Origin of the sequence: Streptomyces sp. NPDC003720 (assembly GCF_042875075.1) — a bacterium.
Lineage (GTDB): Bacteria > Actinomycetota > Actinomycetes > Streptomycetales > Streptomycetaceae > Streptomyces.
In genome coordinates this window covers 358,191-380,358 of sequence record NZ_JBIANZ010000006.1, presented here as the reverse complement: position 1 = coordinate 380,358, position 22,168 = coordinate 358,191, and the positions used below count along the sequence as shown (strand labels likewise).

Sequence of the window (22,168 nt, the reverse complement as noted above, 5' to 3'; positions counted from 1 at the left end):
CAGGGCGTTCGCGCGCGGTGGCGGGCCGGCGGCCCGAGCGGCGTGAAACGTCCCCTCAACGCCGATCCGTATGGCGGTACTTGGCTTCCGAAAACCACAGAAGCTGCGGAACAGCGGCTTCCTGATGGAAACCGTTTGCGGAACGCAAAGCCGGTCCGGGAGCCGTACGACGGGCCGAGAACTGTCCTCGACAAAGTTCCGCCTGTCCGACTCCCGTCACCGCTCGGTGAGTTATCGTGTGCGTGAGGTCAAAACAAACCGCGTGTCCCGTTCGGTCGAGACGCGAGGAGGGGGCATCCGATGGCAAGGCAGTTACGTGCGGAGCAGACTCGGGCGACGATCATCACGGCCGCCGCCGACCTGTTCGACCGGCAGGGCTACGAATGCACCAGCCTGAGCGACATCGTCGGGCACGCGAAGGTCACCAAGGGGGCGCTGTACTTCCACTTCGCCGCCAAGGAGGACCTCGCCCACGCCATCCTCGACCTGCAGTCCAGGGCCGCGCAGAAGGTCGTCGACGAGGTCGAGGGCCGCGGCTACTCCTCCCTGGAGTCGCTGATGCGCACCACGTTCACCGTCGCCCGGCTCGCCGTCGAGGACCCGGTGCCGCGGGCCGGTCTGCGCCTCGCCACCACGGACGTCCCCGTGCGGCCGCCCATGCGGCATCCGTTCGACGAGTGGCTTGAGTTCGCCGGCCGCAAGTTCACCGGCGCCGTCCGGGAGGCCGACGTGCACCCGGAGACGGACGCCGGCGTCGTGGCGCACTCCCTCGTCTGCTTCTTCATCGGCACCCGGGTCGCCGGCCGTTCCCTCGAACCGGTCGGACGGCTGCCGCGGCGCGTGGCCGAGATGTGGCACCTGATGATCCGGGGCGTGGTGCCGGTGCACCGCCGCCCCCGCTACCTCACCCTCGCCACGCACCTGGAGCGGGAGATCAGAACGGGCTGACCAGCGCGGTACGGTGACGGGCATGCCAGACACCCCCGCCGCGCCCGTGCTCCTCGCGAACCAGCCCGGCTCGTTCCCGCACAGTGTGCTGGCCGAGCGGCACCCCGCGATCATCCGGCAGGTGCGGGACGCCTTCCCCTACGGCCCCGGGCAGCACCGGGCGCTGGACGGGCTGCTGGAGAGCTGCGTCGCCGGCGTGCTCCAACCGCTGCCCGAGGACGCGGGCGACCTGCCGCGGTGGCGTGCCTGGGGCCTGGACGACCAGGTGGGCCGGTCCTGGTTCGACGTGCCGTGGCTGTGGTCCGAGAGCTACTTCTACCGTCTGCTGCTCGAGGCCGTCGGCTACTTCGGCCCCGGTCCCTGGCAGGGCGTGGATCCCTTCCGCCCGTTCAAACGCGCCGAACTCGACGCCCCGGAGACCGGCGAGGAGCTGGCCGCGCTCGACGCGCTCCGCGACCGTCCGGAGCCCGAGCGGGCCCGGGCCCTGCTGCACGGCTCGCTCTGGGGCAACCGCGCCGACCTCGGCTTCCGGCTCTCCGCCGGGGACGGCGAGGCCGCCGCACCGGTGCCCGCCCTGGTCGCCGACGACAGCGAGACCCTGTGGTCCCTGCTGCCGCCCGCCGGCGCGGGCACGCTCTGCCTGGTCGCCGACAACGCGGGCCGCGAACTCGTCCCCGACCTGCTGCTGATCGCCCACCTGCTCGGCGCCGGCCGGATCGGACGGGCGGTGCTGCACGTCAAGCCGTACCCCTACTACGTCTCCGACGCCACCACCGCCGACGTGGTCGACGCCCTGCGGCGGATCGTCGCGGCGCCCGGAGCTGCGGGGGAGTACGGACGGCTGCTCTGGGCCGCCATGGCCGACGGGCGGGTCACGGTGCGCGCCCACCCCTTCTCCGGCGCCCCGCTGCCGTTCGCCGAACTGCCGGACGACCTGCGGGCCGAGTTCGCCCCGGCCGTCCTCACGATCGTCAAGGGCGACCTCAACTACCGGCGTCTGGTGGGCGACCGGCAGTGGCCGCCGACCACGTCCTTCCATGAGGTGACCGCCGGCTTCCCCGGCCCGGTCGCCGCCCTGCGCACCCTGAAGTCCGACGTGATCACCGGTCTCACCGCGGACACCGAGGCCGCGCTGGTCGCCGCCGAGGGACAGCGCTGGCGCACCGCGGGCACCCACGCGCTGATCCAGGTGAACGCGTCGGGCGGCCTGCCCGGGCGATGACGCGCGGTCCCGGGCCCGGGAGCGCGGCGGGAGCGCGGACGGGCGGGGTGGCGCGTACGCCGCCGACGGGCGGTCAACGGCACCGTCGCCCGCCCCACTTGCCCTTTTCCATGGCATTTCACGCGATGGTGTGATCATGCGCCGCGCCCCGGATGGCCCAACCGGGCGCCGGGTAGGGCCCCGCCATGACGCAGCCGTTCGAACTCCCGCACTTCTACATGCCGTATCCCGCGCGGCTCAACCCGCACCTCGACGAGGCACGCGCCCACTCGACGGCGTGGGCACGTGAGATGGGCATGCTGGAGGGCTCCGGGATCTGGGAGCAGGCCGACCTGGAGGCGCACGACTACGGGCTCCTGTGCGCCTACACCCACCCCGACTGCGACGGACCGGCCCTCTCCCTGATCACCGACTGGTACGTGTGGGTGTTCTTCTTCGACGACCACTTCCTGGACATGTACAAGCGCACCCAGGACCGCGCCGCCGGAAAGGCCCACCTGGACCGCCTGCCCCTGTTCATGCCGCTCGACCCCGCCACGCCCGTGCCGGAGCCGGAGAACCCGGTCGAGGCGGGCCTGGCCGACCTGTGGCGGCGCACCGTGCCGACGATGTCCGTCGACTGGCGGCGGCGCTTCTCCGTCGCCACCGAGCACCTGCTCAACGAGTCCCTGTGGGAACTGTCCAACATCAACGAGGGGCGGATCGCCAACCCGGTCGAGTACATCGAGATGCGCCGCAAGGTGGGCGGCGCCCCCTGGTCGGCGGGGCTGGTGGAGTACGCCACCGCCGAGGTGCCCGCGGCCGTCGCCGGCACCCGGCCGCTCAGGGTGCTCATGGAGACCTTCTCCGACGCGGTCCACCTGCGCAACGACCTCTTCTCCTACCAGCGTGAGGTCGAGGACGAGGGCGAGAACAGCAACGGCGTCCTCGTGCTGGAGCACTTCTTCGGCTGCACCACCCAGGAGGCCGCCGAGACCGTCAACGACATCCTCACCTCCCGGCTCCACCAGTTCGAGCACACCGCCCTCACCGAAGTGCCCGCCGTCGCCCTGGAGAAGGGGCTCGCGCCCGGCGAGGTCGCGGCGGTGGCCGCCTACGCCAAGGGGCTCCAGGACTGGCAGTCCGGCGGCCACGAGTGGCACCTGCGCTCCAGCCGCTACATGAACCAGGGCGCACGGACAGCCTCCCCGTGGCAGCCGCCGAGCGGCCCCGGCGCCTCCGCCGCCGACGTCGGGGCGCTGCTCGCCGCGGCGGCGGCGGAGCGGCTGCGCTCCCACTCGCACGTGCCGTTCCAGAAGGTCGGCCCGTCCCGGCTGCCCGAGTTCCACATGCCGTACGAGCTGGCGCTGAGCCCCCATCTGGACACCGCCCGCCGGGGCCTCGTCGCCTGGTCGCACCGCATGGGCATCCTCGCCGAGGGCGTCTGGGACGAGGACAAGCTCGCCGCGTACGACCTCGCGCTCTGCTCCGCGGGCCTCGACCCGGACGCCACCCCGCAGGCCCTGGACCTGAGCGCGCAGTGGCTCGCCTGGGGTACGTACGGCGACGACTACTACCCGCTGGTGTACGGCCACCGCCGGGACCTGGCCGCCGCCCGGCTGACCACGGCCCGGCTCTCCGCCTGCATGCCGGTGGACGGCGAACCGGCCGTCGTCCCCGTGAGCGCCATGGAACGCGGCCTGACCGACCTCTGGGCGCGCACGACGGCGGAGATGACACCCGACCAGCGGCGCACCCTCAAGGCGGCCGTGGACACCATGACCGAGAGCTGGGTGTGGGAGCTGTCCAACCAGGCGCAGCACCGCGTCCCCGACCCGGTCGACTACCTGGAGATGCGCCGCTCGACCTTCGGCTCCGACCTCACCCTGAGCATGTGCCGCATGGGACACGGCCCCGCGATCCCGCCGGAGGTCTACCGCAGCGGACCGGTGCGCTCCATGGAGAACGCCGCGATCGACTACGCCTGCCTCCTCAACGACATCTTCTCGTACCAAAAGGAGATCGAGTACGAGGGCGAGATCCACAACGCCGTGCTGGTCGTGCAGAACTTCTTCGGCGTGGACTATCCGGCCGCGCTCGGCGTCGTGCACGACCTGACCACCCAGCGGATGCGCCAGTTCGAGCACGTCGTGGCGCACGAACTGCCGGTGCTGTACGAGGACTTCGAGCTGTCCGGCGCGGCGCGCGCTGCGATGGACGGCTATGTCCTCGACCTGCAGAACTGGATGGCGGGCATCCTGAACTGGCACCGGGAGGTCGACCGCTACAAGGCCGAGTGGCTCGGCCGCCGCGCCCACGGCTTCCTGCCGGGCCGTGCCCCCGGCGTGCCGGCGCTGTCCCCGGGCTGACGTGAGCGGGCGTGCGCGGCGGGACGTCCGGCCGGCCGCGCACGCCCGGCGTCCGGGAATCGGCGGCCCGATGCCTACCCCCGCGCCCCCCGCCGGGCAGTCTCACCCGTTCGTGTCTCGTCGCGGCCCGGCGACCCGGGTAGGCACCATCCGGAGGCGAGCGAACCATGGAACAGACAGCGTTGCGGCCCAAGCCGATGCCCGGCCAGGAGCGGCGGGAGGACACCGCCGAAGTACCCGCCGTCAGCCGGCCGCACGCCGCGGGGCGGCGCGGCCGGCGGCTCAGGACCGTGCTGCTCGGACTGCTGGCCGGAGCCGTCGTGCTGCTCTGCGGGGTGGGCATCGGCACGGTGGGCGCCACCGTGATCGGCATGAGCCGGCTGGCCGAGCTGCGACAGCAGGCGCCGCCGCGGGGCCACCCGGCGGAGACGGCCCCCGTCTCCGCCGCAGGCGCCGCCCCCACGGCCGTCCCGAACCCCGTCGACGTCCGGACCACCGGTGCGACGCTGGGCGTGGAGGCCGTGGACGCGCCGAAGGCGGGCGCGCTCGTGACCGGCGTCCACGTGCCCGGCCCGGGCTACACGGCGGGTCTGGTCCGCGGCGACGTGCTGCTGCAGTTCGGCACCGCACGCGTGGACACCGCCGCCGACCTGGCCCGCGCCGTGTCCCGCACCAGCCCCGGCGCCCCGGTGACCCTCACGGTCCGCCACACCAGCGGCGGGTACCAGCAACTGACGGCGGTACCGGGCGTCACCACCTGACGCCGCCCGCGCTGCCGTGGCGTGCCGTGCCATGCCGGGCCGGGTTCGCAGAGCCGTGCCACGCCCGTCGTGCACGCTGCCCGCCCGGCCGCGCCGAGCCGTGTGCTGCCGGGCCCGCGTCGTCTGCCCCGGCGCGTGCTGCCGTGCCCGCCGGGCACGCGCTCCCGCGTTGTCCTTCCGGCACCCTGGGGAGCCGCCGGTCACCGCGGGGCGGAGGGCGCTGTGGGCGCCCGGGCGGGATGCGTGTTCGCGGGCCGCCCGGTGCGGACGTGGCAATCGGCTCGCGCCGCCCGGTCCGGGCGGGCAGGATGCTGCCCGGAACCGCTTCACCCGTCACTCGACCGCGCTCGGAGGCCCGGATGACCGGCAGCACGCCCGCGCCCTTCACCGCCGACGACTACAGGGCACGCATGGAGCGCGCCGCGCGCTCCGCCGCCGACGCCGGCCTCGCCGGGCTGCTCGTGGCGCCGGGCCCCGACATGGTCTGGCTGACCGGCTACACGCCCACCGCGGTCACCGAGCGGCTCACCGTGCTGGTGCTGATCCCCGGCCGCGACCCCGTGCTCGTCGTCCCCACCCTGGAGGCGCCGGACGCCGAGCGGTCTCCCGCCGCGTCCCTGATCACACTCCGTGACTGGACCGACGCCAAGGACCCCTACGCCGTCACGGCGGCCCTATTGGACGACCACGGCCGCCTCGGCATCAGCGACAACACCTGGGCGATGCACCTGCTGGGACTCCAGCGCACCCTGCCCGGCACCTCGTACGCCGCCCTCACCGACGCCCTGCCCATGCTGCGCGCCGTCAAGGACGCCGCCGAACTGGAGCTGCTCGCGGCCGCCGGAGCCGCCGCCGACCAGACGTTCGAAGAGATCCGGAAGGTTCCCTTCGCCGGCCGCCGCGAGTCCGACGTCGGCCACGACCTCGCCGGCCTGCTGCGCCGCTTCGGGCACTCCCAGGTCGACTTCACCATCGTCGGCTCGGGCCCCAACGGCGCCAACCCGCACCACGAGGTCGGCGACCGCGTCATCCAGCCGGGCGACATGGTCGTCCTCGACTTCGGCGGCCTCAAGGACGGCTACGGCTCGGACACCACGCGCACGGTGCACGTCGGCGAGCCGACCGAGGAGGAGCGCCGGGTCCACGACGTCGTCCGCGCCGCGCAGGAGGCCGGCTTCCGGGCCGTGCGGCCGGGCGCCGCCTGCCAGGAGGTCGACCGCGCCGCCCGCGCGGTCATCGCCGACGCCGGGTACGGCGAGTACTTCATCCACCGCACCGGGCACGGCATCGGCGTCACCACGCACGAGCCGCCGTACATGATCGAGGGCGAGGAGCAGCCCCTGGTGCCCGGCATGTGCTTCTCGGTGGAGCCCGGCGTCTATCTGCCCGGCCGCTTCGGCGTGCGCATCGAGGACATCGTCACGGTGACCGCGGACGGCGGCCGCCGCCTCAACAACACCACCCGTGAGATGGTCATAGTGGACTGAGGAACCGGGAGACACACCCTCGACGACGGATCGGAACGGCTGCGCGCGACCCATGACCCAGGCACCGACACCCACCGCGGACACCGTCCGCCGACTGCTCCGTCCGGTGCTCGACGAGAGCACCGGACGGAACACCGGCCGGACCGGGGGGCCGGACGTCCGCCCGGTCGGCGAGGGCCACGAGCACACCTGGTGGGTCGGCACCCGGCAGGTGCTGCGTCTCGCCCCCGACCGGGACGCCTCCGCGCGCCGCCGCCGGGAACTGCGCCTGCGCGACCTGGTCCGCCCGCACGTGCCCGTCACCGTGCCGGTCAGCGTCGCCCACGGCGACTGGGCGCCCGGACTCGCCTACACCCTCGACACGGTGGTGCCCGGCGGCACCGCCGACGAACACGACGTCTCCGCCGTCGGCGAGGACGACCTCGCCGGGCTGCTCGGCGGGCTGCGCGCGGTGCCGGTGCGGCCGGCCGAGGCGCTCGGCGTGCCGCACACCGCGCCGCGCTCCCTGGACGCGCTGCGCCGCATGGCCGTGCAGGCGGCCGAACGCCTCGCCGCCGCAGACGAGTTCGACACCACCCGGCTCCATCTCACCCCGCCCGGCGCCGCCCAGCTCGCCGCACGGCACGGGACCGAGGTGCTGACCCACCACGGCCTCATCGGCGAGCACGTCGTGGTCAGCGCCGACGGCCGGGTGCGCGGTGTCCTGGACTGGACCGAGGCGGCCCTCGGCGATCCCGCCGAGGACATCGCCGGGCTCGCCGTGGCCGTCGGCGCCCCGGCCGCCGTGCGCGCCGCCACTCTCGCCGGATACGGCCCCCGCCCCTGTCTGCGGGGGCTGTGGCTCGCCCGCTGCGACACGGTGCTGCGGCTCGCCGGCCGTCTCGAGGGCCGCGCCCCCGGCCCCCTGCCGCTGCTGCGCAGCCGGCTGCGGCGGGCCTGGGAGCCGATCCTGCTGGAGCGGGTGACCGAGTTCAAGGACGACGACGACACACCGCCGTAGTCCCACACAGGCCCCGTGGCCGGGGGCACGTCCTCAGGGCTGGACCAGCACCACGCACGACTCCCCGGGCACCTGCAGCAGCCCGTCCGGGCCCGGGGCCCGTACCGGGTCCCACGCGGCGAGGACCTGCACCCGGCCGGTGCCGAGCGGGATCGCGGCCTGCTCCTTGCCCAGGTTCACCGCCACCCGGACGTCCCCGCGCCGGAACGCCAGCCAGCGGGCCTCGGCGTCGTACGCCACCTTCGTGTCGGCGAGGTCCGGGTCGGTGAGGTCCGGCTGCTCGCGGCGCAGTGCGATCAGCCGCCGGTACCAGGCCAGCACGCGCGCGTGCGGCTCGCGCTCCGGCTCCGACCAGTCGAGGCAGGACCGGTCCCGGGTCGCCGGGTCCTGCGGGTCGGGTACGTCCTCCTCGGCCCAGCCGTGCTGCGCGAACTCCCGGCGCCTGCCCCGCCGTACCGCCTCGGCCAGCTCCGGGTCCGTGTGGTCGGTGAAGAACTGCCAGGGGGTGCCCGCCGCCCACTCCTCGCCCATGAACAGCATCGGCGTGAACGGCGCGGTCAGCGTGAGGGCGGCCGCGCAGGCCAGCAGGCCGGGGGAGAGCTGCGCGGAGAGCCGGTCACCCTGCGCCCGGTTGCCGATCTGGTCGTGGGTCTGGCTGTAGCCCAGCAGCCGGTGCCCGGCCACCCGGGCCCGGTCCAGCGGCCGGCCGTGGGCGCGCCCGCGGAAGCTCGAGTACGTCCCGTCGTGGAACCAGCCGCCGGTGAGCGTCTTGGCGAGCGCGTCGAAGGGGTCCCGCGCGAAGTCGGCGTAGTACGCCTGGGACTCGCCGGTCAGCGCGGTGTGCACGGCGTGGTGGAAGTCGTCGTTCCACTGCGCGTGCAGCCCGAGGCCGTTCTCCCCGCGCGGGGTGATGAACCGCGGGTTGTTCAGGTCCGACTCGGCGATCAGCGACAGGGGACGGCCCAGTTCGCCCGCCAGGCCGTCGACGGCTGCGGACAGCTCCTCCAGGAAGTGGCACGCCCGCGTGTCGTACAGCGCGTGCACGGCGTCCAGTCGGAGCCCGTCGAGCCGGTAGTCCCGCAGCCAGGCCAGCGCGCTGCCCACCAGGAACGCGCGCACCTCGTCCGAGCCGGGCGCGTCCAGGTTCACCGCCGAGCCCCACGGCGTGTGGTGCGTGTCGGTGAAGTACGGCCCGAACAGAGGCAGGTAATTGCCGGACGGGCCAAGGTGGTTGTGCACCACGTCCAGCACCACGGCCAGACCGAGTCCGTGCGCCCGGTCCACGAACCGCTGCAGCGCCTCGGGGCCGCCGTAGGGCTCGTGCACCGCCCACAGCGACACCCCCTCGTACCCCCAGCCGTGCCGCCCGGGGAACGGGCACAGCGGCATCAACTCCACATGGGTGACGCCCAGTTCCACCAGGTGCTCCAGCCGGGCCGCGGCCGCGTCCAGGGTGCCCTCGCGGGTGAACGTGCCCACGTGCAGCTCGTAGAGCACCGCTCCCGGCAGCCCGCGCCCCGCCCACGCCGAACGCCACGCGTACCGCCCGTGGTCGACGACGGCGCTCAGGCCGTCCGGGCCGTCCGGTTGCCGGCGCGAGCGCGGATCGGGCAGCACCGGTCCGTCGTCCAGCGCGAACCCGTACCGCGAGCCGTCCCGCGCCGGCGCCTCCCCCCGCCACCAGCCGGCCCGCCGCGGGTCGCGTTCCAACGCGCCTGTCACGCCGTCGCAATGGAGCGTCACACGGTCTGCCTGCGGTGCCCACACCTCGAACTGCACGGACGGTTCCCCTTCGTCTGCTCACCGTGATGTAGCACGTCCATCGTGCCGCGAAATCGATCAATCCGCCGTCGAATCCCGGCTTCCCCGGCCGGTGTCGTGCCACCGCGCGTACCCGGGCACCGTTTTCCCCGATTCTGGACACCGGGGGTTCACACCCCTGACAATCACCAGCGTGACGTCGTCCTTCGAGTTCCCTCTGCGACCCGCGCGGCCGTCCGACGCGGAGCGCGACAAGGCGCTGCGGGTGCTGCGGGAAGGCGTCGCCATGGGACGGCTGTCGCACGACACCTTCGTGCACCGCATGGAACTGGCCCTCGCCGCCCACGGCGCGGACGAACTCGCCGCCCTCACCGCCGACCTGCCCCGTGAGAACCGCTTCTCGCGCGCGGTGCTCGGCACCGTCGAGGCCGTCTCCGGCTTCACCGTGCGGCTGCGCCGGGCCTGGCAGGCCGAGCGGCTGCCCAAGCTGCTGCTGCCGCAGCCGGGCGGCCACCCGCTGCGCATCGGCCGCGATCCCGCCAACGGGCTGCGCCTGAACCACGACACCGTCTCCCGGGTGCACGCCGAACTGCGCAGCCAGAGCGGCATGTGGATCCTCCGTGACCTCGGTTCCACCAACGGCACCACCGTCAACGGCCGCCGGGTGACCGGGGCGGTCGTGGTCCGCGAGGGCGACCAGGTCGCCTTCGGCCGGACCGTCTTCCGGCTGGCGGCGCACCGGGACACCTGACCGGCCCGCCGACCGCCGACCGCCCGCGCGGTTCCGTTCGGGTGAGCGGGGTGGGGAACGAGGGCCGCCGTGCCGATGCACCTGGCATGACGTACATCACCCGAGCGACCGCGGCCGCCGGCGCCGCCCTGGCCGCCGCAGGCCTCCTCCTCGCGGGACCGGCCCAGGCGGTCTCCGGCGCCACCCCGTCCGGCGACTGGCTCTTCCTCACCGTCACCCGCGGCGAGAGCCCGTCCACCGACTCCCACGGCACCCTGCTGCTGTGCGACCCGCCCAAGGGGCACCCGCACGCGGCCGACGCCTGCGCCGTGCTCGCCGCGGCCGGCGGGGACATCGCGCGCATCCCGCAGAAGGACGTGTTCTGCCCGATGATCTACGCCCCCGTGACCGCCCGCGCCCACGGGCAGTGGAAGGGGCGGCCGGTCGAGTTCCAGGAGACGTACGCCGGCGAGTGCGTCATGAACGCCCGCACGGGCCCGGTCTTCGCCCTGGACGGCTGACCCGGACGGGACGGCCGGCGGGGCGAGGGGAACCCGTCCGACGGGGCCGCTGAGCGGGGGCGGCACGGGCCCCGCCCCGCCCGTGCCCCGGCGGTCCGTCACCCCGCCCGCTCCCGGGCCTGCTGGGCCGCCGCCAGCACCGTCCGGGACTGGTGCTCCACCTGGTCCTCCAACGGCACCCAGCGGGCCCGGAACCGCGCCGCGTAGGCCTCGCACCAGAAGGCGACGAGCCGTTCCAGACCGGGGACCGCCCGGTCGTCCGTCTCCCGCAGCACCCGCAGCAGCATCGCCGCCGCCCGCAGCGGCAGCCGCCGCCCGAAGGCGTCCACGCTGCCGACGTAGGCCATCGTCGTGGCGGCCGGCGGGGTCTGGACCCAGTCCCGGGCCAGGCCCGGTATCAGGTCGAGCACCCAGCGCGCGGCCCGCAGCAGCGGCCCGTCCGTGCCGTCCAGCCGGGGCAGCGCGTCGTCGAACACCCGCTCGACCTCCAGCGCGTCCCGCAGCAGCCGTGCCGCCAGCCGCCGCATGGCCGCCGCGGGCGCCGGGTGCGGCGCCGGGTCGCCCACCAGGTCGCTGGCCCACATCGGGACCTCCACCACCGCCGTCAGGCCGCCGTAGCGGTGCGCGTGGTACCAGGTGCTGTGCCGGGCGTCGTCCGGCAGGCTCGGGTAGGCGACGCCGCTCTCGGGTCCGGGCATCACGTGCACCCCGGGCCCCGAGGCGGGCCAGCCCGCCGCGTCCGAGGCGCCCGTCTCCACCGGTATGTGCAGCTCGGCCGCCGACTTGGCGAACGGCTCGGCGAGGCCCGGCACGTCCTTCGTCAACTGCACCCAGCTACCGCCCAGATCGGTGCCGTGCAGGGTCACCTGGAGGTACGGGCGCACCTCGTCGATGACGCCGGTCAGGGCCCGCGTCTCGGGCGGCAGCCGGTCCGGCGGCAGCACCGCGGGCGACCACTCGGGCTGCTCCGCGCCGGTGGGCCGGTAGAAACCCCGGTGGTAGTCGAACAGGCTGCGCGGCGCCGGGGTCACGTGCAGGCTCGCCCCGTCCGGGTCCGCGCACAGCAGGAAGTGCCAGGAGACGCCCGCCCGCAACTCCGGTGCGGCCAGCACCCGCTCGGCCAGGGCGCGCAGGGTGCAGCCGCCCGTCGGCTCGTTGGCGTGCGCGCCCGCCACCACCAGCACCGCCCGGGAGGCGTGCCCCACCGACAGCAGGTGCAGCGGCCGGCCGGCCCGCGAGGCGCCCACCTGCCTGAGCGCGCACAGCCGGGGCTCCGCGGCGGCCAGCGCCCGGGCGGAGGCGACCAATTGGGGAACGCTGGGATAGCGCAGCTCCGGCAGGAGACTCACCCCCGACTTGTCCAACCGGCTTCGCCCTCCCAGTGCCGCACGGTGGGGGTGAACTGTCAAGAACGGCGCCGGGAGCCGCGCCGCGGCGCCCGGACGCGTCCACCGCCGCTCCTCAGCCCTCGCCGGTCCGCTCCAGCAGGGCCACCGGGAGCGGGTCGAGAAGGTCCGCCACACGCACGTGCCCGGTGAACTCCCGCCCCGGGACGAGCGCGTCCGCCCACCGTCCGGGCGGCAGCTCCAGGCGGGTGTCCCGCCAGCCGCCCGCGTCCGACAGCCGCAGCGACAGCCGGGTCACCGCCGTGACCACCTCACCCGAACGAGTGAACGCCAGGCAGTGATCGGCGGCCGGCCCGTCCGCCGCCAGCGGGGCGTACGCCGCCGCCGTGCCGAAGGCGCCGGGCCGGCGGGCGCGCAGCCGCAGGGCCGCGGCCGTCAGCGCGTCCTTCTCGCCGGGCACAGGGGGCGGGAACGGCGCCGGCCGCCGGTTGTCGGGGTCGACCAGCGCCCGGTACTCGCTCTCCGTGCCCTGGTACACGTCCGGCACCCCCGGCATCGTGAGGTGGACCAGCGCGGCGCCCAGGACGTTCGCCCGGATGTGCGGCTCCAGCGCCTTGCGCAGGGCGGCCACCCGCTCGCCGGGCGGCCCGCACGGCCCCGCCGTGAGGAAGGCGGCCACCGCCTCCTCGTACGGCGGCTCCTGCTCGGTCCAGCTCGTGTACATGCCCGCCTCGCGGACGTGCTTCAGCAGCGCCTCCCGGACCCGCTCCTCCTCCGCCGGACCGAGCCCGAACACCGTCTGCCAGGCCGCCCAGGCGAGCTGCCCGTCGGGGGCGCTCCCCTCGCCCCGGGACACCTCGGCGAGCACCTTCGCCCAGCTGTCCGGGCACTCGGTGAGCACGGCGAGCGCGGCGCGCACGTCCGCGCTGCGCTTGGTGTCGTGCGTGGTGACGACCGTGCCGGTGGCGGGCCAGTCGCGCTGCACGCGCGCGCAGTACGCGTGGAAGTCCTCCGGGGAGACTCCGGGCGCGCCCGGATCGCCGCCCACCTCGGCCGCCGAGAGCAGCGGCACGTAGCGGTAGAACGCGGTGTCCTCCACGGCCTTGGCGCGCAGCGCCGACGCGGTCTGCGCGAACCGGGTGCGGAACTCCACCCGGTCGGCGTGGTCCGGGGCCGAGGCGTCGCCCGGCTCCCCGGCGAGCAGCCGCCGCACGACGCCGACCGCGTCCGCCTCCTCGGGCACCACGAAGGCCAGCCGGGCCTCCTCGGCGGCCTGCTCGGTGATGACGGCGGAGGCGTCCTGGGAGGCGTAGGGCCGGTACACCCGCATCCGCACCAGCAGTTCCTCCACGGCCGTGCGCAGCGCCCACGGCGCCCGGTCGCGCAGCGACAGGTCCGGCGAGGCGGCGCACAGCCGCGCCGCCACCCGGGTGAGCCGGTCGGTCTCGGTGGCCAGTTCATGGGTGAGCACCTTGTAGGCGGCCCGCCGGACCGTGGCGTCCCAGTTGCCGCCCCGGTCCGTCTGCGGGGCCGCGAACGACCGGTAGCGGCCGAGCAGCTCGTACGCCCCGGTGCGGTCCGTGAACAGGCCGTCGACGTGGCGCAGGGCGTCGTAACCGGTGGTCCCGGCCACCGGCCAGGAGGCGGGCAGGGGCTCGCCGTCGGCGAGGATCTTCTCCACCACCGTCCAGCGGCCGCCGGTGGCCTCGTGCAGCCGCCGCAGGTAGGCGTCCGGGTCCGCGAGGCCGTCGGGGTGGTCGATCCGCAGCCCGTCGACCACGCCCTCGTGGAGCAGCTGGAGGATCTTGGCGTGGGTGGCGTCGAACACCTCCGGGTCCTCCACGCGCACCCCGATCAGCTCGGAGATGCTGAAGAAGCGCCGGTAGTTCAGCTCGGTACGGGCCAGCCGCCACCAGACCGGGCGGTACCACTGCGCGTCCAGCAGCCGGGGCAGCGGGAGGCCGGCGGTGCCCTCGCGGATCGGGAAGGCGTGGTCGTGGTAGCGCAGCACGTCCCCGTCGACGACCAGGTCGTCCAGCACCGAGCCGGCCGGCCCGCCGAGCACCGGCAGCAGCACCCGGCCGTCCTGCGCCGTCCAGTCGATGTCGAACCAGCGCGCGTACGGCGACTCGGGTCCCTCGCGCAGCACCTCCCACAGGGCCCCGTTGTGCCGGGGCGCCATGGCCATGTGGTTCGGCACGATGTCGGCCACCAGGCCCATGCCGTGCTCGCGCGCGGTACGCGCCAGCGCCCGCAGCCCGTCCTCGCCGCCCAGTTCCCCGCGCACGCGCGTGTGGTCCACGACGTCGTAGCCGTGCGTGGATCCCGGGACGGACTCCAGGACGGGGGACAGGTGCAGGTGCGAGACGCCCAGCGACGCCAGGTACGGGACCGCCGCCTCGGCGGCGGCGAACGGGAACGAGGGTTGCAGTTGCAGCCGGTAGGTGGCGGTGGGTACCTCGGGTCCGGGTCGGGCAGCAGTCATGGAACCCTACGTACCCAGCGCGCCGGATTTCGTGTCATCCCCTCCGCACGCGGGGGGCGCACGCCGGAGTGCGCGCGCCCCCCGCGGGCGGCTCAGGCGGGCCGCTGCAGCACGGTCAGGCTGCGGTCCGGCAGGGTGACGCACTCACCGGCCGCCACCTTCGGGCCCGTGCCCGGCGGCACCCCGTCCGGACGGGCCGTGTCCACGACCACCTGCCACTGCCGGCCGTGATCGGCCGGCACCCGGAAGTCCAGCGGCCCGGGGGAGGCGTTGAACATCAGCAGGAAGGAGTCGTCCGCGATCCGCTCCCCGCGCGGACCGGGCTCGGAGATGGCGTTGCCGTTGAGGAACACCGTCAGCGCCGACGCGGGCGCCGAGTCCCAGTCCTGCTGGGTCATCTCGCTCCCCTCCGGAGTGAACCAGGCGATGTCGGACAGCTCGTCCTGGGCGGTGCCCTCCACCGGCCGCCCGTGGAAGAAGCGCCGCCGCCGGAACACCGGGTGGTCCCGGCGCAGCCAGACCATGGCGCGGACGAACTCCAGCAGGTCGCCCTCCGGGGACGCGCCCTCGGCGGACCCCTCCTCCGGAGCCTGCGGCCACCGCAGCCAGGACACCTCGTTGTCCTGGCAGTAGGCGTTGTTGTTGCCCCGCTGGGTGCGGGCGAACTCGTCCCCGTGGCTGATCATCGGCACGCCCTGGGACAGCATGAGCGTGGCGAAGAAGTTGCGCATCTGGCGGGCGCGCAGCTCCAGCACCTCCGGGTCCTCGGTCTCGCCCTCCGCCCCGCAGTTCCAGGACCGGTTGTGGCTCTCGCCGTCCCGGTTCTCCTCCCCGTTGGCCTCGTTGTGCTTGTCGTTGTAGGCCACGAGGTCGTGCAGGGTGAACCCGTCGTGGCAGGTCACGAAGTTGATCGAGGCGAGCGGGCGGCGGCCGTCGTCCTGGTAGAGGTCGGAGGAGCCGGTCAGCCGGGAGGCGAACTCCGCGAGCGCCCGCGGCTCGCCCCGCCACAGGTCCCGGACCGTGTCGCGGTACTTGCCGTTCCACTCGGTCCACAGCGGCGGGAAGTTGCCCACCTGGTAGCCGCCCTCGCCCACGTCCCACGGCTCGGCGATCAGCTTCACCTGGGAGACCACCGGGTCCTGCTGCACCAGGTCGAAGAACGACGACAGCCGGTCCACCTCGTGGAACTGCCGGGCCAGGGTGGCGGCCAGGTCGAAGCGGAAGCCGTCCACGTGCATCTCGGTGACCCAGTACCGCAGCGAGTCCATGATGAGCTGGAGCACGTGCGGGGACCGCATGAGCAGCGAGTTCCCGGTGCCCGTGGTGTCCATGTAGTAGCGCGGATCGTCCGTGAGGCGGTAGTACGACGGGTTGTCGATGCCCTTGAAGGACAGCGTCGGGCCCAGGTGGTTGCCCTCGGCCGTGTGGTTGTAGACGACGTCCAGGATCACCTCGATCCCGGCCTCGTGCAGCGCCCGCACCGCGGACTTGAACTCCAGCACCTGCTGGCCCCGGTCGCCCCAGGACGCGTACGCGTTGTGCGGGGCGAAGAAGCCGATGGTGTTGTAGCCCCAGTAGTTGTTCAGGCCCATGTCGACCAGCCGGTGGTCGTTCACGAACTGGTGCACGGGCATCAGCTCGAGCGCCGTCACCCCCAGCTTGGTCAGGTGTTCGATGATCGCCGGGTGGGCGAGCGCCGCGTAGGTGCCGCGCAGTTCCTCGGGGAGCCCGGGGTGGGTCATCGTCAGGCCCTTCACATGGGCCTCGTAGATCACCGTGCGGTGGTAGTCGGTGCGCGGCGGCCGGTCGTCGCCCCAGTCGAAGTACGGGTTGATCACCACCGACGTCATGGTGTGCGGCGCCGAGTCCAGGTCGTTGCGCCGCTCCGGGGCGCCGAAGTGGTAGCCGTACACCTCCTCGCCCCACGACACGGCGCCGCTGACCGCCTTCGCGTACGGGTCGAGCAGCAGCTTCGCGGAGTTGCAGCGCAGCCCCCGCGCGGGGTCGTACGGGCCGTGCATCCGGAACCCGTACCGCTGTCCCGGCATCACCCCCGGCAGGTACGCGTGCCGCACGAACGCGTCGCTCTCGCGCAGTTCCACCGCCGTCTCCGAGCCGTCGTCGTGCAGCAGACACAGCTCTACTCGGTGCGCGGCCTCCGTGAAGACCGCGAAGTTGGTTCCGGCGCCGTCGTACGTGGCGCCGAGCGGATACGCCTCTCCAGGCCAGACCTGCATGACCACGACTCTTCCAGGTGTGCGGCCCCGCTGGGGGCGCGTTGGCTGCGAGTCTCCCCGAAAGTGAGGGAACCCTCCCGGACTTACTGCCCTCTTACGGGCCGACCAGTGCATACGGCGACTCGTGTACCCGCCGTGTGCCGAATCAGTGGGGATACGCGTACTCCCGGGGATCTTCGGGGAGTAGGGGGCAGATGTGCGCGAGACAGTGCATCGACATCTCGGCAAGGTGGTGGCCGGAGCGGCCCTGGCGGTGGCCGGGACCGCGGTGATGGTGGCGGTCACCCTGCCGGGCACGGCGGGGGCCGACGAAACGGGAGGGACCAAGGGCGGCGGCACAGCCGCCCGGCAGGCGGGACAGGGGCCGGGCGAGGTCCCGCCGGGCGTCGTGGAGCAGGCGCCAGCCGAGGGGAAGAAGGGCACGGGCCGAGACCCGCTGACCGACGACGAGATCCGGCGGGTCGAGACCATCGCCCTGAGCGGACCGTCGCTCAGCGCCGGCGAGAACGTCGACGGGCGCCGGGGCCCGCAGCGCCTGAGCGTCGACCTGGCCGATCCGGAGGCGGACGAGCTCGACGACCCGGGAGCGCCGCGCCGGGCCGAGGTGAGCTTCTACGACTACAAGGACGACGCCCTGATCACCAGGACCGTCGACCTGGGGACCGGCAAGGTCGTCGGCAGCGTCACCAGCCGGGGCGTCCAGCCGCCGCTGAGCCGGGACGAGAACGCGGAGGCGGCCGGGCTGCTGATCGCCGACCCGCTGGGCGCGGGCCTCAAGGCGGACTACCGGGACGCCACCGGCCACGAGCTGACCTCGCCGGACCAGCTCCGGCTCGCCGGCGCCGTCTACCGCGCCACCCCGGGCGGGCAGCCGGCCGTGCTCGACAAGTGCGGTGAGCACCGCTGCGTGCGGCTGTTCCCGAAGGTCAAGAACGGCCCCTGGATCGACGCCAGGTGGCTGGTCGTCGACCTCAGCGCCCGCAAGGTCGGCCGGCTCGCACGCCACTGAGCCGCGCAGCCGTCCACCTCTCCGACCCGCAACTCCTGCGAGGGAGCAACCTCTTCATGCGTCACAACAGAACGAGCCATGCCCGCACGCGCGCGGCCGTCGGCCTCACCGTGGCCGCGCTGGCCGCCGGCGTGACGGCCGGCGCCGGACCGGCCGCCGCCCGGCCGCAGGCCGCCCCGGCCGCCGCCGCGGACTGCAGCGCCGCCTACAAGATCGAGCAGAAGCTCTCCAGCGGCACCACCTGGCGGATGTGCTGGCGCTACGACAGCAAGGCCGGGCTGGTCCTGGAGAACGTCTCCTACCAGCCCAAGGGCGAGCCCAAGCCGATCAAGGTCCTCAACAGCGCCCGCCTCGCCCAGATCGACGTCCCCTACGACGACGGCAGCGTCGAGTACGACGACCTCACCGGCTTCGGCTTCGCGCAGGGCCTGGTGAACCTGGCGCCGGGCGAGTGCCCGGGCGGCACCATCAGGACCGTCCGGGTGCCCGACTCCTGGGACCCGGACCACCCGGACGTCAACGGCCTGTGCACGACCACGCGTTCGCGCGGCCACGCCTACCGCATGCAGGGCGACGCGGCCAACAAGGTCTTCCAGGCGCAGGGCAAGGACCTGCTCGTCTACACGGTCAACCAGGTCGGCTGGTACGAGTACATGACCGAGTGGCGCTTCCAGGACGACGGCACCGTCAACATGAACGTCGGCGCCACCGGCAGCCTCTCCTACGAGGACTACGACGCCGGCGACGGCCGCGGCTGGCCCATCGGCAAGGGCGCCAAGGCGTACGCCACCAGCCACAGCCACAACGTCTTCTGGCGGCTGGACTTCGGCCTCGACGGCTCCTCGAAGACCAAGGTCGAGCAGTACGACTCGGCCGTCACCGCGCCCGCCCCCGGCCGGCAGGCGCCCACCGCGAAGACCACCCGCACCAAGGTCACCAAGGAACTCGCGGGCGACTCCAAGGCCTACCGCTGGTGGCGGGTGGTCAGCGCGACGGGCAAGAACAAGGACGGGCACGCGCGCTCGTACGAGATCGTCCCCGGACCGACCACGAAGTACCCGGGACGCAGCTTCACCAAGCACGACGTGTACTTCACCGAGTACGACAAGTGCGAGAAGTTCGCGAGCAACAACCCGACCTGCGCCCGCGGTTACCCGAAGTCCGTGGACAAGTGGGTCAACGGCCAGACGCTCACTCACCCGGTCGTCTGGATGAACGTGGGCTTCCACCACATCGCCCGGGACGAGGACCAGCAGCCCATGCCGGTCCACTGGCAGGGCTTCGCCATCGCACCGCGCGACGTCACGGCTATGAATCCCCTCACTCCGGACGAGCTCTCGTGGCAGAACGGCCACTGGCGTCCGCGTAGTTGAGAAACCGACCTGCCCATCCGGCTGCATCGCCGACCGCTCCCGGAGTACCCTTCCTTGATCGTTGACGTGGGGAAGGCCCGGGGTGGCGGAAGGCGGTGCGCGGGTGGGCGCGGGAGGGCTGGAGCTGCCCCCTGGTGACGAGGGTCACAAGGGGAACTCCACAGACGTCCCGCCCGGCACGGTGTCCCTGGCCCGCCCGATGGACGCCACGGGCTCCATCGGGCCGGAGCTGGACTGGGACGCCGACGCCTGGCGCGAGGTGCGGGTCCGCGCCCAGCGGGCGGGCCGGGCCTACATCTGGCTGAACCTGGTCGAGCAGCGGCTGCGCGCGGTCGTGGCCGCCGTGCTGCGGCCCGTCTACGAACCCGTCCACGGCGACGACTGGGTGGTGGCCGCGGCCGGGCCGGCCGGGCAGGAGTGGGTGCAGCGGGCGGTCGCCGTCCGCGAGGTCAGCCGCCGCAAGGGCTATCTGCTCGACCCGGCCGACGACAACGTGCTCAGCTTCCTCACGCTGCCGCAGCTGCGCGAGCTGATGGTGCAGCACTGGCCGTGCTTCGAGCCGTACTTCGACGACCGCCGGGACGTCGAACTCGCCCTGGACGAGCTGGAGGTGACCCGCAACGTCGTCTCCCGCAACCGGGCCCTGTCCGAGGCGGTGCTGAACCAGGCCGAGCGGGCCTCGGCCCGGCTGCTGGAGATGCTCGGCGCGGGCGGTGACGTGCCCTCCGCGCGCCGGCTTCCGGTGGACGCGGTGGAGGACCTGGTCGGCGACCGGTACGCGGACGTCGTCGCCGTCCACGCGGACCGGGTGCGCCTCATGCGCCAGTTCCCGGCCGAGGACCTGTTCGGGGGCGCCCGCCGCCTCGACGCCATCGGCATAGGGCTCAACCTGCTGGTGCAGAACTTCTCCGGCCGCCGGCTGGTCCGGCTCGCCGAGTCCGGCTGCCGGGTGCGGCTGCTCTTCCTCAACCCGGCCTCCAGCGCGGTCAAGCGCCGGGAGCGCGAACTGGGGATGAAACGGGGCGAACTCAGCCGGTCGGTCGAGATGAACATCCTGCACATGCGCCGGGTGCGGTCCCGGCTGCGCGACCCGGGCGCCTTCGAGATCCAGGTCTACGACGAGACCCCCCGCTTCACCGCCTACCTGGTGGACGGCGACGGCGCGGACGGCATCGGTGTGGTGCAGTCCTACCTGCGCGGGGCCCGGGGGATGGAGTCGCCGGTGCTGGTGCTGCGCGGCGGCAGCAAGGTGCTCAAGTCGGATGACATGGGCGATGCCGGCATCTTCCCGACATACCGCGAGGAATTCGAGCTGTCCTGGGCCGATTCGCGCCCCGTGTCCTGAACTGTCCGTGCGGGCGGGGGGAACGCGGCCCCCGGATTGTCAGTGCCGCGTGCGATGGTGAGAGCCACTGGGGGAAAGCACCACCGAGAAGGGGGGCCGCCGATGGGCTGGCACCGGGAGCTGCTGATCGGCTTCGACCTGGAAACCACGGGCACGGACCCGCACGAGGCGCGCATCGTCACCGGCGCGGTCATCGAGGTCAGGGCCGGTGAGCCCCTGGGGCGCCGGGAATGGCTGGCGGATCCGGGCGTGGAGATCCCGGCCGACGCGGTCGCGGTGCACGGCATCAGCAACGAACGGGCGACGGCCGAGGGCAGCCCGGCCGACCGGGTGGCCGACGCCATCGCGGACGTGCTCGTCTCGTACTGGCGGACGGGCGTCCCGGTGGTCGCGTACAACGCGGCCTTCGACCTCACCCTGCTCTCCGCCGAGCTGCGCCGCCACGGCCTGCCGTCCCTCACCGACCGCCTGGACGGCGCGCCGCCCGCCCCGGTCGTCGACCCCTACACCATCGACCGCTGGGCCGACCGGTACCGCCGCGGCAAGCGGAACCTGGAGGCGGTCTGCGCCGAGTACGGCATAGTCCTCGACGCGGCGCACGACGCCTGCGCCGACGCCCTGGCCGCGGCCCGCCTCGCCTCCGCGATAGCCGTCCGGCACCCGAAGATCGCCGCTCTCGGACCTGCGGAACTGCACACGCGCCAGATCGACTGGTACGCCCAATGGGCGGCCGACTTCCAGTCCTTCCTCCGCCGCAAGGGCGACGAGTCGGCGGTCGTCGACGGCACATGGCCCATCCGCCACCTCCCGGACAGCCTGCCGGCGTAGCCCGGCCGGCCGGCCCGCTCCGCCCGGGTCAACCGGTGTCCGGCAGTCCCCCGAGGAAGCCGTCCTCGCCGGCCCCGCGCCAGGCCGCCGACGCGTTGTGGGCCCGGACCGCGGTCAGCCACCGCCACGGCTGCACCTCGTCCAGGGTGAGTCCAGGGCAGGCGAGTTGGTGCGGTATCCGGCAGGTGGCGCCGGGCGCGGGCTCTTCCAGACCGCCGTTCCACGCGGTGCCGTCGCCGTCGACGTGCCAGCGGTGCCCGCCGGGCACGAGATGGGCGGGGACGGTGAGCCGGGGTTCGAGCAGGACGTGCCGCCCGGTGTAGGTGGGCCGCCGGTCACCGGTGAGCCCGCACTGGGGGCAGACCGGCGGCTCGGGAGGCTCCGGGCCGGTCGCGCCCTCGCGGGCCGCCTGGGCCCGGTCGGCGCCCTCCCACGGGCCGGGTGTGCCGGCCGGTGGCTGCCGGGATCCGTCGGGCCCGGGTGCGGGCAGCGGAATGACGCTGTATGTGTCCCCCATGCCATCGAGCGTGCGGCGGCCGCACCGGGCGGAACAGGGCGCGAACCGGGCGCATCGGGAGCAGACGGACGGGGCACGCACGGCGCCGACGACGGCTCGCGTGGCGCGCGGGCCGTGGCGCCCCGCGGGACGATCCCGCGATCGGAGTAGAACCGAACCGCCTTGACCGTGAGGCCGGTCCGCCGGGCCAGCTCGCCGATCGAGTAGAGCGTGGCGCCGTCCATGCCCCCACCCTGGCGTCTCCCCCAGG

At 73.8% G+C, this 22,168-nt stretch carries 17 protein-coding genes and 1 pseudogene; 12 read left to right on the top strand and 6 right to left on the bottom strand.

Annotated features, from left to right (window positions below; all coding sequences use genetic code 11):
* Nucleotides 1–300 precede the first annotated feature (300 nt).
* The 6 genes from ACFYU0_RS19105 (at nucleotide 301) to ACFYU0_RS19080 (ending at nucleotide 7,766) form a co-directional block, all read left to right on the top strand.
* A complete protein-coding gene (locus tag ACFYU0_RS19105; RefSeq protein WP_351665766.1) occupies nucleotides 301–948 on the top strand; it encodes a ScbR family autoregulator-binding transcription factor in 648 nt (215 codons plus the stop codon).
* A gap of 22 nt (nucleotides 949–970) precedes the next feature.
* Nucleotides 971–2,170: a damage-control phosphatase ARMT1 family protein gene (locus ACFYU0_RS19100; RefSeq protein ID WP_389302568.1), complete on the top strand. Its 1,200-nt coding sequence runs from the start codon at nucleotides 971–973 to the stop codon at nucleotides 2,168–2,170.
* A gap of 185 nt (nucleotides 2,171–2,355) precedes the next feature.
* Nucleotides 2,356–4,518 (top strand): germacradienol/geosmin synthase Cyc2, encoded by a 2,163-nt coding sequence (gene cyc2, locus ACFYU0_RS19095; protein WP_389302565.1) that lies wholly within the window; start codon nucleotides 2,356–2,358, stop codon nucleotides 4,516–4,518.
* A gap of 167 nt (nucleotides 4,519–4,685) precedes the next feature.
* Entirely contained in the window at nucleotides 4,686–5,279 is a 594-nt protein-coding gene (locus ACFYU0_RS19090; protein ID WP_351665760.1) for a PDZ domain-containing protein, read from the top strand.
* A gap of 359 nt (nucleotides 5,280–5,638) precedes the next feature.
* Nucleotides 5,639–6,766 carry an aminopeptidase P family protein gene (locus ACFYU0_RS19085; RefSeq protein ID WP_389302561.1) on the top strand — a complete coding sequence of 376 codons (1,128 nt, stop codon included), beginning with the start codon at nucleotides 5,639–5,641 and terminating at the stop codon, nucleotides 6,764–6,766.
* A 52-nt stretch (nucleotides 6,767–6,818) separates the two neighbouring features.
* Nucleotides 6,819–7,766 carry a phosphotransferase gene (locus tag ACFYU0_RS19080; RefSeq protein ID WP_389302558.1) on the top strand — a complete coding sequence of 316 codons (948 nt, stop codon included), beginning with the start codon at nucleotides 6,819–6,821 and terminating at the stop codon, nucleotides 7,764–7,766.
* Nucleotides 7,767–7,799: 33 nt separating this feature from the next.
* Here ACFYU0_RS19080 and treZ read toward each other — a convergent pair whose 3' ends face one another.
* On the bottom strand, nucleotides 7,800–9,545 hold the full coding sequence (gene treZ, locus ACFYU0_RS19075; protein WP_351665754.1) for a malto-oligosyltrehalose trehalohydrolase: 1,746 nt from the start codon (nucleotides 9,543–9,545) through the stop codon (nucleotides 7,800–7,802).
* A 175-nt stretch (nucleotides 9,546–9,720) separates the two neighbouring features.
* On the opposite strand from treZ, the gene ACFYU0_RS19070 reads away from it, so the two are divergent.
* Nucleotides 9,721–10,278 carry a DUF1707 and FHA domain-containing protein gene (locus ACFYU0_RS19070; RefSeq protein ID WP_351665752.1) on the top strand — a complete coding sequence of 186 codons (558 nt, stop codon included), beginning with the start codon at nucleotides 9,721–9,723 and terminating at the stop codon, nucleotides 10,276–10,278.
* A gap of 86 nt (nucleotides 10,279–10,364) precedes the next feature.
* Entirely contained in the window at nucleotides 10,365–10,778 is a 414-nt protein-coding gene (locus ACFYU0_RS19065) for an SSI family serine proteinase inhibitor (protein WP_389302555.1), read from the top strand.
* A 98-nt stretch (nucleotides 10,779–10,876) separates the two neighbouring features.
* Here the strand turns inward: ACFYU0_RS19065 and ACFYU0_RS19060 are convergent, their stop codons facing one another.
* The 3 genes from ACFYU0_RS19060 to glgX all read right to left on the bottom strand — a co-directional run bounded on the left by ACFYU0_RS19060 (nucleotide 10,877) and on the right by glgX (nucleotide 16,846).
* Nucleotides 10,877–12,127, bottom strand: a complete 1,251-nt coding sequence (locus tag ACFYU0_RS19060; RefSeq protein WP_389302552.1) for a M14 family zinc carboxypeptidase — start codon at nucleotides 12,125–12,127, stop codon at nucleotides 10,877–10,879.
* A 112-nt stretch (nucleotides 12,128–12,239) separates the two neighbouring features.
* The gene (treY, locus tag ACFYU0_RS19055; protein WP_389302549.1) at nucleotides 12,240–14,609 is read right to left on the bottom strand and encodes a malto-oligosyltrehalose synthase; all 2,370 of its coding nucleotides are present in this window, start codon (nucleotides 14,607–14,609) and stop codon (nucleotides 12,240–12,242) included.
* Nucleotides 14,610–14,701: 92 nt separating this feature from the next.
* The gene (glgX, locus tag ACFYU0_RS19050) at nucleotides 14,702–16,846 is read right to left on the bottom strand and encodes a glycogen debranching protein GlgX (RefSeq protein WP_389302546.1); all 2,145 of its coding nucleotides are present in this window, start codon (nucleotides 16,844–16,846) and stop codon (nucleotides 14,702–14,704) included.
* Nucleotides 16,847–17,042: 196 nt separating this feature from the next.
* Between glgX and ACFYU0_RS19045 the strand changes: the two genes are divergently transcribed.
* The 4 genes from ACFYU0_RS19045 (at nucleotide 17,043) to ACFYU0_RS19030 (ending at nucleotide 21,401) form a co-directional block, all read left to right on the top strand.
* Nucleotides 17,043–17,855 (top strand): Tat pathway signal sequence domain protein, encoded by an 813-nt coding sequence (locus ACFYU0_RS19045; protein WP_351665742.1) that lies wholly within the window; start codon nucleotides 17,043–17,045, stop codon nucleotides 17,853–17,855.
* A gap of 56 nt (nucleotides 17,856–17,911) precedes the next feature.
* Nucleotides 17,912–19,228, top strand: coding sequence for a copper amine oxidase (locus tag ACFYU0_RS19040; protein ID WP_389302542.1), 1,317 nt, complete (start codon nucleotides 17,912–17,914; stop codon nucleotides 19,226–19,228).
* Between the two features lie 103 nt (nucleotides 19,229–19,331).
* On the top strand, nucleotides 19,332–20,573 hold the full coding sequence (locus tag ACFYU0_RS19035; protein ID WP_351665804.1) for an SAV2148 family HEPN domain-containing protein: 1,242 nt from the start codon (nucleotides 19,332–19,334) through the stop codon (nucleotides 20,571–20,573).
* 102 nt (nucleotides 20,574–20,675) lie between these two features.
* On the top strand, nucleotides 20,676–21,401 hold the full coding sequence (locus ACFYU0_RS19030; protein ID WP_351665738.1) for a 3'-5' exonuclease: 726 nt from the start codon (nucleotides 20,676–20,678) through the stop codon (nucleotides 21,399–21,401).
* Nucleotides 21,402–21,429: 28 nt separating this feature from the next.
* On the opposite strand, the gene ACFYU0_RS19025 is transcribed toward ACFYU0_RS19030, so the two are convergent.
* A complete protein-coding gene (locus ACFYU0_RS19025) occupies nucleotides 21,430–21,918 on the bottom strand; it encodes a DUF6083 domain-containing protein (RefSeq protein WP_389302539.1) in 489 nt (162 codons plus the stop codon).
* Between the two features lie 122 nt (nucleotides 21,919–22,040).
* Nucleotides 22,041–22,142 (bottom strand): annotated as a pseudogene (locus tag ACFYU0_RS19020) (MerR family transcriptional regulator); the annotation flags it as partial.
* Nucleotides 22,143–22,168: the final 26 nt, after the last annotated feature.

Coding starts and splice junctions, on each gene's coding strand:
- ACFYU0_RS19105 (WP_351665766.1), top strand. CDS start 301: ATGGCAAGGCAGTTACGTGCGGAGCAGACTCGGGCGACGATCATCACG.
- ACFYU0_RS19100 (WP_389302568.1), top strand. CDS start 971: ATGCCAGACACCCCCGCCGCGCCCGTGCTCCTCGCGAACCAGCCCGGC.
- cyc2 (WP_389302565.1), top strand. CDS start 2,356: ATGACGCAGCCGTTCGAACTCCCGCACTTCTACATGCCGTATCCCGCG.
- ACFYU0_RS19090 (WP_351665760.1), top strand. CDS start 4,686: ATGGAACAGACAGCGTTGCGGCCCAAGCCGATGCCCGGCCAGGAGCGG.
- ACFYU0_RS19085 (WP_389302561.1), top strand. CDS start 5,639: ATGACCGGCAGCACGCCCGCGCCCTTCACCGCCGACGACTACAGGGCA.
- ACFYU0_RS19080 (WP_389302558.1), top strand. CDS start 6,819: ATGACCCAGGCACCGACACCCACCGCGGACACCGTCCGCCGACTGCTC.
- ACFYU0_RS19065 (WP_389302555.1), top strand. CDS start 10,365: ATGACGTACATCACCCGAGCGACCGCGGCCGCCGGCGCCGCCCTGGCC.
- treY (WP_389302549.1), bottom strand. CDS start 14,609: ATGACTGCTGCCCGACCCGGACCCGAGGTACCCACCGCCACCTACCGG.
- glgX (WP_389302546.1), bottom strand. CDS start 16,846: ATGCAGGTCTGGCCTGGAGAGGCGTATCCGCTCGGCGCCACGTACGAC.
- ACFYU0_RS19040 (WP_389302542.1), top strand. CDS start 17,912: ATGCGTCACAACAGAACGAGCCATGCCCGCACGCGCGCGGCCGTCGGC.
- ACFYU0_RS19030 (WP_351665738.1), top strand. CDS start 20,676: ATGGGCTGGCACCGGGAGCTGCTGATCGGCTTCGACCTGGAAACCACG.
- ACFYU0_RS19025 (WP_389302539.1), bottom strand. CDS start 21,918: ATGGGGGACACATACAGCGTCATTCCGCTGCCCGCACCCGGGCCCGAC.